This window comes from Providencia sp. PROV073, assembly GCF_033688125.1.
Taxonomy (GTDB): Bacteria; Pseudomonadota; Gammaproteobacteria; order Enterobacterales; family Enterobacteriaceae; genus Providencia; species Providencia hangzhouensis.
The window spans coordinates 1,255,738-1,268,970 of the sequence record NZ_CP096353.1 but is presented as its reverse complement, the minus strand read 5'-3'; the positions used below and the strand labels follow the sequence as shown (position 1 = coordinate 1,268,970).

11 protein-coding genes are annotated in these 13,233 nt (G+C 41.9%); 6 read left to right on the top strand and 5 right to left on the bottom strand.

The genetic code is table 11. The annotated features are described in order from the left end of the window. Nucleotides 1-5: 5 nt before the first annotated feature. Nucleotides 6-479, top strand: a complete 474-nt coding sequence (ybaK, locus tag M1F17_RS05555) for a Cys-tRNA(Pro)/Cys-tRNA(Cys) deacylase YbaK (RefSeq protein ID WP_004260336.1) — start codon at nt 6-8, stop codon at nt 477-479. Then, nucleotides 451-783: a hypothetical protein gene (locus M1F17_RS05550; protein ID WP_094960972.1), complete on the top strand. Its 333-nt coding sequence runs from the start codon at nt 451-453 to the stop codon at nt 781-783. The genes ybaK and M1F17_RS05550 overlap by 29 nt, the downstream gene beginning before the upstream one ends. Nucleotides 784-839: 56 nt before the next feature. Here M1F17_RS05550 and ushA read toward each other — a convergent pair whose 3' ends face one another. After that, on the bottom strand, nt 840-2,504 hold the full coding sequence (gene ushA / locus M1F17_RS05545; protein ID WP_004913593.1) for a bifunctional UDP-sugar hydrolase/5'-nucleotidase UshA: 1,665 nt from the start codon (nt 2,502-2,504) through the stop codon (nt 840-842). A 258-nt stretch (nt 2,505-2,762) separates the two neighbouring features. Here ushA and M1F17_RS05540 point away from each other — a divergent pair, with 258 nt between their 5' ends. Both M1F17_RS05540 and ybaL read left to right on the top strand, forming a co-directional pair. Beyond that, nucleotides 2,763-3,986, top strand: coding sequence for an MFS transporter (locus tag M1F17_RS05540; protein ID WP_004260347.1), 1,224 nt, complete (start codon nt 2,763-2,765; stop codon nt 3,984-3,986). Nucleotides 3,987-4,272: 286 nt separating this feature from the next. Further along, complete coding sequence (gene ybaL, locus M1F17_RS05535; protein WP_094960970.1) at nt 4,273-6,021, top strand: YbaL family putative K(+) efflux transporter; 1,749 nt, start codon at nt 4,273-4,275, stop codon at nt 6,019-6,021. Between the two features lie 108 nt (nt 6,022-6,129). On the opposite strand, the gene M1F17_RS05530 is transcribed toward ybaL, so the two are convergent. From M1F17_RS05530 to M1F17_RS05515, 4 genes are all read right to left on the bottom strand, one after another. Then, entirely contained in the window at nt 6,130-6,480 is a 351-nt protein-coding gene (locus M1F17_RS05530; protein WP_036958284.1) for a DUF1937 family protein, read from the bottom strand. Nucleotides 6,481-6,590: 110 nt separating this feature from the next. Beyond that, nucleotides 6,591-7,367 carry a DeoR/GlpR family DNA-binding transcription regulator gene (locus M1F17_RS05525; protein WP_004260363.1) on the bottom strand — a complete coding sequence of 259 codons (777 nt, stop codon included), beginning with the start codon at nt 7,365-7,367 and terminating at the stop codon, nt 6,591-6,593. A gap of 35 nt (nt 7,368-7,402) precedes the next feature. Then, a complete protein-coding gene (locus tag M1F17_RS05520) occupies nt 7,403-8,632 on the bottom strand; it encodes an NAD(P)/FAD-dependent oxidoreductase (RefSeq protein ID WP_318837290.1) in 1,230 nt (409 codons plus the stop codon). Continuing rightward, a complete protein-coding gene (locus tag M1F17_RS05515; RefSeq protein ID WP_318837289.1) occupies nt 8,629-10,029 on the bottom strand; it encodes an NAD(P)/FAD-dependent oxidoreductase in 1,401 nt (466 codons plus the stop codon). The genes M1F17_RS05520 and M1F17_RS05515 overlap by 4 nt, the downstream gene beginning before the upstream one ends. 241 nt (nt 10,030-10,270) lie before the next feature. On the opposite strand from M1F17_RS05515, the gene M1F17_RS05510 reads away from it, so the two are divergent. Together M1F17_RS05510 and eutH are read left to right on the top strand one after the other, a co-directional pair. Then, nucleotides 10,271-11,710: an FGGY family carbohydrate kinase gene (locus tag M1F17_RS05510; protein WP_004260369.1), complete on the top strand. Its 1,440-nt coding sequence runs from the start codon at nt 10,271-10,273 to the stop codon at nt 11,708-11,710. 22 nt (nt 11,711-11,732) lie between these two features. Further along, nucleotides 11,733-12,983 carry an ethanolamine utilization protein EutH gene (eutH, locus tag M1F17_RS05505; RefSeq protein WP_004260372.1) on the top strand — a complete coding sequence of 417 codons (1,251 nt, stop codon included), beginning with the start codon at nt 11,733-11,735 and terminating at the stop codon, nt 12,981-12,983. Nucleotides 12,984-13,233 lie beyond the last annotated feature (250 nt).

Below are 13,233 nucleotides of genomic sequence, written 5' to 3'. Positions count from 1 at the left end.
TCAAAATGACCCCAGCCGTTAAATTACTCGAAAAACAAAAAATTTCCTTCACTTTACATCCTTATGACCACGACCCAAATGAAAGTAACTTTGGTGATGAAGCAGTACAAAAACTTGGGTTAGATGCCAAGCAAGTGTTTAAAACCTTGTTAGTCGCACTCAATGGCGATCAAAAAACGTTAGCCGTGGCCGTAACACCTGTTTCAGGGCAATTAGATTTAAAACAGGTTGCCAAAGTGTTTAAGGTCAAAAAAGTTGAAATGGCGGACCCACAAATCGCTCAAAAAACAACGGGATATTTGCTTGGGGGAATTAGCCCATTAGGTCAAAAAAAGCGCTTACCAACAGTAATTGACGACCAAGCTCAGCAATATGCCACTATGTTTGTTTCAGGTGGGAAACGTGGGCTAGATATTGAACTTGCTCCTACCGATCTCGCCAAAGTGCTAAATGCAACCTTTGCTGAAATACGGAAATGATATTAAACCCGTGACAATCACAGCGACGATTGAATGGTTATCCGCTCAAGAAGGTGGTAGGCAACAGCCGCCAGCAATTGGGTCTTACTGTGCTGTTGCTCGTTTCAGCCTCAAACCCGATGAATCTTGGAGTGTGATATTCCAGCTAGCGTTTCATTTACGCAATAGCCATAATCGACAAATAAGCCGAGGAACTGTGCGCTTTCTTGTTGAACATGCGCCTCATGAATATTTATTAAATTATCATTCATTTGATATTTATGAAGGCCCTCATTTAGTCGCTCATGTTTTTTGCTCTAAATAATGACGATAAAAAGCCCCACCGCGAGCGGTGAGGCTTTCAAGGTAATAATGATTTAATTATTTATTATTATAAATAATTTCACCTTTTGGCTCATAGTCTGCCGCTTTCAGCGGGGAGTGTTTTTCAATATACCCTTTGAGCACTTCCGCATCGACAAAGCCGGTATTAACGTAATTAGGGTGGTTGTCAATTTTCGGGTAACCGTCCCCACCAATTGCATTGAAATTCAACGTTGCCATACGATACGTTTTGGCCGGGTCAACAGGCTTCCCATCAATTTTGACATCACTAATCGTGCCATCTTTATTCAGGGTTAAATTCACATTGTAGAACTGACCATACGCGCCTGCATCTGGTTTCATATTCGCAACCGCAGTCAGATATGGGATAACTTCATCACCTTTGAAGTCCACATAAACTAACTCATTGGCAAACGGTTGAACCTTAAGCACATCTTTATAAGTGATATCGCCACTTTCAATGGAATCACGAACACCGCCACCGCTCATAATCGCGAAATCAGCCCCTGCGCGTTCTTTTTGTGCAGCTAACAGAAGATGCCCCATATTGGTTTGCACAAAACGCACTTTACTGCGATCACCTTCAAGTTTACCTTCAACAGAGCCCACTTTAACACTCAATTGCTTGTCACCTTTTTCTTGATAAGGTGTCAGTAATTTCATCATGTCAGGGTTATGAGCAATTTCTTGCGTATAGTAAACTCGCTCGCTAGTCCCATCTTCTTTTGTGACTTTTTTCTTCAAGTTAATTGGGATTAACTGGTAGTGCTTCAGGGTAAACTTACCGTTTTTAAATTCAAAATCCGCACGGCCAACATATTTACCCCATTCATGGGCTTGCACAATCCAAGTTCCATTTTGGTTATCTGGCGCACACGGTGTACCGGGTACATAGTCTTCCTGTTTGTAGTTTTTCTTTTCTTGAGACATACAAACAGGGTCTTGTGAGTGACCACCCACTATCATATCTAAATAACCAGCGGGTAAGCTGCGTGCCATTTCTACATCGCCTGGGGCATTCGAACCATGGTTGCCATCATCATAATGCCCCATATGGGTTGCGGCGATGATAATGTCTGGTTTTTCTGTCGCACGGAGCTCTTCAACCACTTTTTTGGCTTCGTCCGCAGGCACACGGAATTCGACATCAGGGAAGTTGGCAGGGTTACCAATACGCACGGTGTCGTCAGTGGTTAAACCCATAACCGCAATTTTTACACCTTGTTTATCAAAGATTTGGTAAGGTTTGAAAAGGCGTTTACCTGTACTGCTTTGATAAATATTGGCGGATAAAAACGGAAAGGTTGCCCATTTTTCTTGCTGACGCAGCGTCTCAAGTGGGTTATCAAACTCGTGGTTTCCTAATGCCATAGCATCATAACCGACTAAGTTCATTCCTTTAAAATCAGGTTCTGCATCTTGTAAATCAGACTCTGGTACACCGGTATTAATATCGCCACCAGAGAGCAGTAAAACACTGCCACCTTGCTTAGCAACTTCGTCACGAATTTCATCAACTACCGTTTTTTGCGCTGCTAAACCATATTCACCGTGGTCGTTGTGCCAAAAGTGGCCATGATGGTCATTGGTATGCAAAATGGTAATATTGTATGTTTTGTCTTTTTCCCACGCATTTGCCATAGTTGCGGGTATTAACGCTAACGATACCGTTAATGCGCATGCCTTAAATGCAAACTTCATACATTTCTCCCTGCTGGTATAGGAATTTTTATACAGTCATATTAGATTATAGTTTGTCACTACCTGCTGTCTTATAGCATAAAAATATGAGCAGGATTTGATACCTATTGCAGAATAAGAAATTCGTTTCATAAAAATGAGATCGCCATCAAATAATTAACGAGCACTAGTTATTCACGTAATTTATTTATTCATTTAAATAAATTGTATTTCAGTTATATTAATAACAATTATGTAACACAAAAAGTTGATAATGACATGAGTGAGCAAACCACAACCCCCAACAACCCAAGCCCGTCAAAGCCATTAAACAAAACGGGGAAAACGGTCTTTAGTATCCTAACTGCGATCAGTGTTTCTCATTTACTCAATGACATGATCCAGTCACTGATCTTAGCCATTTATCCTTTATTACAATCTGATTTCTCATTGAGTTTTGCCCAAATCGGGATGATTACCCTTACTTATCAGATTACCGCATCACTGTTGCAACCGATTATTGGCTACTATACGGACAAACATCCACAACCTTATTCCTTGCCAATAGGAATGAGCTTCACGCTAACGGGGCTAATCTTGTTAGCGATGGCAGAAACCTTCCCGACCATATTACTTGCAGCCGCATTGGTTGGAACTGGTTCTTCTGTCTTCCATCCTGAATCTTCTCGTGTTGCTCGTATGGCTTCAGGGGGGCGTCATGGTCTGGCACAATCATTTTTCCAAGTCGGAGGCAACTTGGGCGCCTCCCTTGGGCCACTACTTGCAGCACTAATTATTGAACCCTACGGAAAAGGCAATATTGGCTGGTTCTCGCTCGCTGCTCTGCTTGCAATTGTTATCTTGTTGCAAGTCAGTAGCTGGTACAAACAACAACACCGCGCAGCAAGTAAAAAGCCGATCAGTGCAGGGAATGTTAAAGTCCTACCACGAAAAACAATTATTGGCTCTTTGGCAGTACTGTTAATTCTGATTTTTTCAAAATATTTCTATTTGGCAAGTATCAGTAGCTATTACACCTTTTATTTGATCGATAAGTTCGGTGTTTCTGTACAAAATGCTCAGATTCATTTGTTTGTTTTCTTATTTGCCGTTGCCGCAGGTACTATGATTGGTGGGCCAATAGGTGACAAAATAGGACGTAAATACGTTATTTGGTTCTCAATCCTTGGAGTTGCGCCATTTACCTTAATTTTACCCTATGCATCTCTTTATTGGACTGGGGTGCTTACCGTAATTATTGGTATGATTTTAGCCTCTGCATTTTCGGCTATTTTAGTCTACGCACAAGAGCTGATCCCTGGTAAAACCGGCATGGTATCAGGGTTGTTCTTTGGGTTAGCATTCGGCATGGGGGGCGTTGGCGCTGCCGTTTTAGGCCATATCGCAGACCAGACCAGTATTGAACAAGTTTATCATTATTGTGCTTTCTTACCCTTACTTGGGATTTTTACAGTATTGCTGCCAAATATTGGCAAAAAATAGATTTATTTTCTTATTTTACCCATACTTACCTAAAAATAAGTATGGGTCTTTCCTTCCATAATTCAGATTAATTTCAGATAAAAATCTCACAAACACACAGCTTGTAACGATTTAGCTCCTTTAACCTGTCTTTTTTTTAAAAACATTTCATTTTTTTAAGGAAATTTATCTCAAAAAAAGTTAGAATATAAAAACATGCAATTTGCATTTTAAAATGAAGGCCTCATTTTAAAAGTCAACGGCATGTACCCACCTTTCTATTTTTATATTCACCAGAGGAGACTAAATGGAGCATTCAACGCCCTTAATCACAACCATTGTTGGTGGTCTCGCCCTTGCATATTTGTTAGGTATGATCGCGCAGCGATTAAAAATTTCCCCTTTAGTTGGCTATCTTGCGGCCGGTGTTCTCGCAGGCCCATTTACCCCCGGCTTTGTTGCTGATGCAGCACTGGCGCCTGAACTTGCTGAAATCGGTGTTATCTTACTGATGTTTGGGGTAGGCCTACATTTTTCATTAAAAGATTTACTTGCTGTTAAAGCTATCGCCATTCCTGGAGCCATTGCACAAATCGCAGTAGCAACCTTACTGGGTCTTGGCCTGTCCATGTTATTTGGCTGGGGAATATTTACAGGTGTTGTATTCGGCCTGTGTTTATCAACCGCCAGTACCGTCGTATTACTACGTGCTTTAGAAGAACGCCAACTGATTGAAAGTCAGCGTGGGCAAATTGCTATAGGCTGGCTGATTGTTGAAGACCTCGCCATGGTCTTAACACTTGTTCTTCTGCCTGCTGCTGCGGCTATCATGAACACCGATGACGCTAGCTTCAGTGAACTCACGTTAGGCCTTGCATGGACAATAGGTAAAGTTGTTCTATTCATATTTATTATGATTGTCGTGGGGCGTAAAGTTATCCCATGGATTTTATCACGTACCGCATCAACAGGTTCTCGTGAACTGTTTACTCTTGCCGTACTAGCACTTGCATTGGGTATTGCCTATGCCGCTGTGGCTATTTTCGATGCCTCATTTGCCCTCGGTGCGTTCTTCGCAGGGATGGTATTAAATGAGTCTGAGCTCAGCCACCGTGCTGCACAAGACACGCTGCCATTACGCGATGCCTTTGCCGTCCTGTTCTTTGTCTCAGTTGGGATGCTATTCGACCCAGTGGTATTAATTGAGCAACCGCTAGGGATTTTAGCCGTTCTTGCCATTATCATTATTGGTAAATCCGCAGCCGCCTTAGTACTTGTTAGGATGTTTGGTCATTCACGACGAACTGCATTAACCATTTCTGTTAGTCTTGCACAAATTGGTGAGTTTGCCTTTATCTTAGCCGGTATGGGTTTAACCCTAGGCGTCATGGATAAAGATGCACAAAACTTAGTATTAGCAGGCGCAATTGTCTCGATTATGCTAAATCCTGTGTTATTTAGCTTATTAGATAAGTACCTTGAGAAAACCGAGACAATCGAAGAACAACTGCTGGAAGAGACTCTGGAAGAAGAAACCCAAGTTCCTGTCGATATCTGCGGCCACGCAATCATCGTCGGTTATGGTCGAGTAGGTGGTATGCTTGCAGACAAACTGCGTAGAAGGGAAATTCCGGTTGTTGTTGTTGAAGATACCCGCGCTCGGTTTGAAGAACTTGCTGAAAATGGCTTTAGTGCAATTTTAGGCAATGGTGCAAATAAAGATATCATTAGCCTTGCGCGTATTGAATGTGCCAAAACATTGCTTTTAACAATCCCTAATGGTTATGAAGCCGGTGAAATTGTCGCAACCGCAAAAGAAATGAACCCAGATGTCACTGTGATTGTTCGTGCCCATTATGATGATGAAGTCAGCTTTATCAAAGAGCGTGGAGCAGACCATATCATTATTGGTGAACATGAGATTGCTAAATCCATGGCGACTCTCATGTGCAATGATGTTGAAGAGTTCGGTTGTTCAATCGATGATTTTATTGATAATGACAATAAAAAAGTTGAAGGCAAAAACTTAGATGAATATCTAAAACCTAGCCACTAAACACCGCCCTATCTTTAAAGCCGTAGCCTTTGGGTTACGGCTTTTTTGTGCACAAAAAATCCATGACGATAAAACGTCATGGATCATCAAGATAACTATAAATAAGCGTTATTCTGCCATTTGTACTTTGAACTCATCCCCTGTCCAAACCGGCAACCCTTGGTCTTTAAAAAACTGAATTTCCGCTGCAACACCACCGCTCTTTTCCCAGCCTGGCAATGTCAGCACAATTAAACCATCACAGCGCTTTAGAAATTCCATATCAATAGAAGACCATGCGACTTTTTGCCCCTGTGAGGCCAAGTATTGGTTAATTGGATGGGTCATCGTGATTTGGCTATAAGTAGCGATACCTTTAAGCGCAAGTTCTGCCGCAAATTTAGTACATTCAGCAAAGCGCATTTCTACGACACTGCTATCGGGGTCTGAATAAGGGCAAGCAATAAAATAGAGGCTCATAATCATTCCTAGTATTGGCGTTAATCAAATTTTGGGTAAAGTAACCCTATGAAAAATAATTAAATATATTTCATAGGGAGTGTTTATAATTAAATGATAAAAATTAAAGCTTATTCAACATCCGCAACAATAATTTTCGTTTTAGGATGTTTTTTATTCTCAGGTAATTTAAATTCTTTGCTGGTTGTCACCAAATAATCAATATTGTCCCAACTCGTCACAAAATTAATCGCATGCTTATTAGCCTTTGTTCCATCCGCTAACACCATTAATTTATCGCTGTTTTCCATCATCTTTTGCGCGATTGCAGCTTCATCGACGTGCTGATCCATCACACCATGCAATGCATGTATCGCCCCTGCCCCAATCACTGCGTAATCTGCAAAAAACTCAGCAATATTTTTTAGCGCAATGGCGCCTAAACATGCGTTTTGTGCGGCGTTAAATTGCCCACCAATCAAAATTGTTTCGATAGTTACGTTTTCTTGTAACGTATTTGCCAATAAAGGCGAATTCGTAATAACCGTTAAATTATCAATCAATTTGATTCTTTGGCTAAATTCAAAGGTCGTTGTGCCAAAATCGATAAACAATGTGTCTCCGGGTTTAATCAGTTCCGCGGCTTTCGCTGCAATCGCTTTTTTCTCATCAACCGCGGCTTGGGCTCTTTCCGTAAAATTACGTTCAAATTTTGACTGAATGTTTACGGCTCCACCATGGACTTTTTTTAGTAACTTTTGTGTTTCAAGTTTACTAAGGTCACGACGGATAGTTTCTTGCGCGACATTAAAATGTTTAGCAAGCTCCTGTACGTAAACCTGCCCTTGAGTAGAAAGTAACTCAATGATGGTTTGATGACGTACTTTTGAGGAACGTCCCTCACACATAGTTTAATCCTTCTTAACCATTTAACTTTCCAGCACTATACAACAGTGATGCTAATTTCAGTAGCTCCCCGTTGTATTTTTGTTAAATCAATGTTTTTCAGTAAAATACGTCGGGTTGGTAAGCAGCGATGCCGTTTTTCATATAACAGAGTATTCCCTGCCATAACACGGATGGTTCCGCTTACTGGTTGTGTAACTTTGATATTAAAATCAATCTGTCGCACCGATAAATCATCAATATCTATACATGCTGGAACAGTAAAACAAATTTTCGGGTCATACTGCACAGGAATACATTGGGCCACTTTTAATTGCTGCTGATGATGATTCGCTAATAAATCGTCAGCAATCCGCTCTCCTGTCACCAATCCTTCTTGATAGCATTGGTCGCCCATATCGGCTGGATGCAACATATTACCAGCAGCATAGTAACTGGCATCTGAACAACGCCCATATTGGTCTGTTACCGGTTTTCCTGTCGCCGCATCAAACTCCAAATGGCTTTTACGGATTAACGTATTTTCACCGACAAATTGCCCCGTAAAAATGACCGAATCACACATAATTTTGTGGCTTTTACCGTTAGTTTCAACAACCACATATTCCACACGATCTAAGCCACCAATTTCAGTAATTTTACTGTTTAGATGAATGGGGGTTCCCATCACTTTGGCAAATAAAGTCGCGGGTTTAAACGCTAAAATCCGCTCGCCACTTTCAATCATCGCTTGGGCTTTAACACCGGCGTTTTTTAGTGTCCATAGTGCAGAAAAACTCACTAATTCACTGCCTACAATCACTGGATTACGGCAAGGCTTCTTACCGTTTAAATAAACAAATTGCTGTAATGCCCCGGCTGTTAATACCCCTTGAGGGCGCAAACCTGAAACTAAGCGCGGGTGTCGAGGTGTCTCTCTTACCCCCGTCGCTATCAATACTCGTTTAGCTTGCATTTCAACAAGGCCTTCTGGCGTTGAAACGGTTAATTTTCCATTAGGTTGTAACGCAGTCACGGTACTACGGGTGAAAATTGGCGTGTTTCCCAGTTGATTGACAATTTTTTCTGCAAATTGATTGCCTTTCATCGGCCGTTTAAAGGCTAATATGCCAAATGTAGGGTGCTGGCAGTGACGCGGAACGCCTCCCGTCTGTGCTTCACGTTCAATAATAGCGATATTTTGAACACCACGACGGCGTAACGCCTGCGCTGCCGCAACACCAGTAGGGCCAGAGCCAATGATGATCACATCATAATTTAAACTCATTTTACGGCCTCCACTGCCAGTGTGTGGTCAAAGCGACCATTAATGATTTCAGCCACCTGACTACTACAATAAAACCCATTACAGCGCCCCATCATCACTCGTGTTCTGCGGCGTAAAGCGCCTAAACACTCAGGAGGAATATCCGAATCAAATGCGGCTTCAATCTCCCGCTGAGTTACTAATTCACAATGGCAAACAATACCGCCATTGCTTTTGCATTGGTAATCCCGTTGGTGATATTCAGAAATCATTGGCATGGTTGGCCAAATTAGCGCTTCTGGCGGTGACAATTCAAAAAGTGGTGTGAAGTTTTCTTGATACAATTTACCAAGATAGCTAGCCACCCCTAAAGCTGAAGTTAAGCCTGTTGAACGAATTCCCCCCGCACATATCCACTGCTTTTCAGGGTAATCATTAATGCGGTAATATTTTTCTTCTGTAGCAGGACGTAACCCCGCATAGGTTGCGGTCACACTGTAATTATGCAATGAAGGTAGCATACGTGAACCTTGGGCAATTAAGTCCTCAAGGACTTCCTGTTTTACCTCAGCTTTCCAGCGGTCATCTTGTTCTTCCGCTGTTGGACCAAGCAAAAGGTTGCCGAAGATAGTTTTTGATAACAATACGCCTTTTGTGATAGCGGTCGGTACAGGTAGGATAATTGCATTGATATCCGCCGCTGCGGCTTTATCATAGACGAGAAACTGCCCTTTACGTGGCTTTATTTGGAACGGTGATGGGTGGCAAATTAATTCAACAATGTCGCCATTAATTCCCGCACAATTAATGACTAAACGGGCAGAAAACTCACCTTTTGATGTGGTTAATCGCCATATTCCATCATTGAGTGCTCCACCGCTTACCTCACAATGAAAACGGTATTCAGCCCCATGTTTCACCGCTTGGGTTAAATACGAAAGTGGTGTACTCCATGGGTCAATAACCGCTTCACCTGGCACAGAAACAGCCGCGAGTGCTCCCGGTGCTAGATGAGGTTCTCTGCGATAGAGTTCTTCTTTATCAATAATTGCCACATCTAATACATTGTTAGTGTGTGCTTGCTCTACTATCGCAGGCAATTTACTAAGCTGCTCATCATTCCATGCAACCACTAATGCCCCTGTTTCAAGAAGAGGTAAATTCATTTTTTCTCTGATTTCAATGAATTCACGATACCCCTCTTGCATGCACTCAAGTTCTAGACTCCCTGGTGTGGCGTCAAAACCTGTATGTAATAGCGCACTATTTGCCTTGCTTGCTCCCGAAAGGATGTCACCTCCACGTTCAAGTAACAACGTGTTGGCACCCATCAGAGTGAATTTACGTGTCACAGCACAGCCAATGACACCACCGCCGATGACAATGACATCCCAAATTTTTTTATTATTAATATCCATGGCTGAGATCCTTAACTTAAAACTTGCACACATAAAACCACATAATTCCCACAATCACAATAATTAAAACAACACAAAGCACAACAACAACCAAAAAATTACTCACATTGTTACTTTATTGTGATTTTTGTCACATTAGTGAAACTTACTGTGAGTTTTTTGTGGATTTTATTTCCGATTAAACGATAGTAAGCAAAAAAACAGACCTATTTACAACATTTATAACACTGGGAATACTGTGATGCTCAATCAACGTTATGCGGCTATCGATCAGGGAACAACGGGAACCCGGGTCGTTGTCTTTGAAGAAGGCGGCCATTATCACTCCCCTATGAGCATTCCTCATAAACAAATCACATTGAATAGTGGTTGGGTTGAACATGACCCAGAGGAAATACTGGCCAATATCATTAAATGCTTACATAGCTGTGAGGTGGTTGATGCTATTGGACTTTGCCATCAAGGCGAAAGTATTGTGGCGTGGGATGCGGACAGCAAGCGCCCTTTATACAATGCTATTGTTTGGCAAGACTTACGGACAGAAAAAACTATCTCAATGCTCAAGGAAGCAGGGTTAGAGCCGCTGGTACAGTCTAAGTCAGGCTTACCGCTAGACCCTTATTTTTCCGCCAGCAAAATGGGTTGGATTATTGAAAATGTCGTCGGTGCGAAAACATTAGCGGATAAAAATAAATTACGTATTGGTACGATGGATGCATTCTTCCTCGACCGCTTATGTGGCGTATTTGTCACCGACTATAACTCAGCGTCCCGAACTTCATTACTCAATATTCATACCTTGGAGTGGGACCAAGAGCTATGTGACATTTTTGGTGTTCCCATCCACTGTTTACCGCCAATTAAGGACAACATTGGTGACTTTGGCGCAATAAATCTTGATGGGCACCTCACCCCAGTCACCGCCATTATTGTTGACCAATTTGCTGGCACATTCGGCCATGGTTGTCGTGAAAAAGGCGATGCCAAAATCACCTTCGGTACAGGCGCGTTCTTGCAAGCACTTACTGGCACCGATATTCCACAAACTCATAACAGTGGTTTATTACCGACACTCTGTTGGAAGTTTCCCAACCAACCCCCTGTCTTTGGCTTAGATGGTGGCGTATACAACGCAGCATCTGCCATTAATTGGGCTCGCAAAATCGGTTTGTTTGACTCATTCGATGAACTGGGTGATTTCAGGGCTGAATCCGCCATTAAGCGTGGTCTTGCCTTTGTCCCAGCGTTATCTGGTTTAGGGTGCCCATACTGGGATCGCAGTGCCGCAGGTCTCTGGGCTGGGCTTTCATTGGATACTGACAAAAAAGACATGATGCAGTCTGTCTTGGAAGGTATAGCAGCACGCTCCGCTGAAGTTATTTTTGCAATGGAAAAAATTTCACCGCTAGGCCAATCAATCTCAGTCGATGGAGGGCTTTCTTCAAATCAATATTTTAAGCAATTTTTAGCTAATTTATTACAAAAAGACATTGAAGCACCAGCAAACCGTGAAGTAACCGCACTAGGCGCTGCCTTATTGGCTCGCAAAGGCATAGGGATCACTCACGAAATGGCGGTAAGACGCAACGCTACTGTGACACATCCTGATGGAACGAATATGCAAGGTGTGATGGAACAATATCGCGACATCATTGCCCGTTCTCGCCAATTAAGACACTAAAATAATAAAAGGAAACCCTACCATGGCTGAATTCGGAAATTATATTATTTATTTGATCATGTGCGGAGCCATCATTGGCGCAGTCGCATCCATAGTGAAACCAACCAGTGAACTTGGGAAAGAGTTTGTTAACGGGATCTTTTCTATCGGCCCTGTATTTCTTGCTCAAGCGGGGATCATGGCCGCAGTGCCGCTGCTCTCACAGTTAATCTCTTACATTCTTGGTCCCGTCTTTTCTTCAGTCGGATCAGACGTCTCCATTGCAGCTTTATCGATTATTGCGGTTGATATGGGCGGTTACCAGCTAGCTGATGCTTTGACAACTAATCGAGATATGTGGATCACGGCAATGCTGATCGGTTATACCTCGGGTGCCACCATTGTTTACCTGATCCCTGTAGGGTTAACAATGTTAAATCGCAAAGATCATAAGTATCTTGCGCTTGGTGCAATGGCTGGGTTGATCTCAATACCATTTGGCGTACTCGCTTCGCTTCTGTTGATTACATTCAATAATATTCCTGTCAGGGATATTATTTCCACGAACTCACCGGCAGCACATCAATTAACCTTAGATTTCTTTACCATGTTGCAATACTTGATGCCGCTGTTTGTATTCTGTTTCTTATTGGCTGCTGGGCTAAAATATCGCCCGATGTTAATGGTAACCGGCTTCCTGATTTTCGGTAAAATCATGGATGCATTCGTCAAATTAGTCTTAGCGTTTTCCATTGTTGAACACTTTACTGGTGTATTCACTAAAGTTTTCGGCGCATGGGGCTTTGACCCGCTATTTGCTGACCAAAATGAGCTATTCCGCGCCATCGAAATTGCAGGCTATATCGGTATTATGTTAGCGGGGACATTCCCAATTTGCTATCTGTTCCAACGCTACTGTAAGCCTTTAGTACGTGCATTAAGTAACCGTTTAAAGCTGAGCGATACGGGTTCTTTAGGATTTATTATGGTTATGGCAAACATTATTGCTACTTATCACTTATTCAAAGAAATGCGTGCGAGGGATAAAGTATTATGTGTCGCATTCGGTGTTTGTGCACAGGCAACCATCGGTGACCATCTTGCTTTCACCGCTAACTTCCAACCCACTCTCGTTTTACCTATTTTACTTGGTAAGTTGGTAGGTGGCTTCTTAGCGGTATTTATTGCAATTAAAATCTCAGTACCGCAGGCGATGCGTTATGAAGCTGAAGATGCAAAAGCAGCCGAAATAGTTAAAGAAGAAAGTGAACTCGCTGTTGCTAAACAACATTAATTAGCATTAACCATACTTATATATTTAAAGATAATTAGCTGTATGCCAAATATGAATACTCATAAAGTAGCATACGGCTTTTATTTATTAGTCTGAAATTAACTCAAACTCTCATCAATTATTAATATTGTACTCACTATATGGTTATCTATATTAGTCATCATTAACCATTACATTATTTATAGATACATAATTTGAATGTAAATAATTACTTCAATTAATAAAATTTAGTGACAACAATTCATCAAAA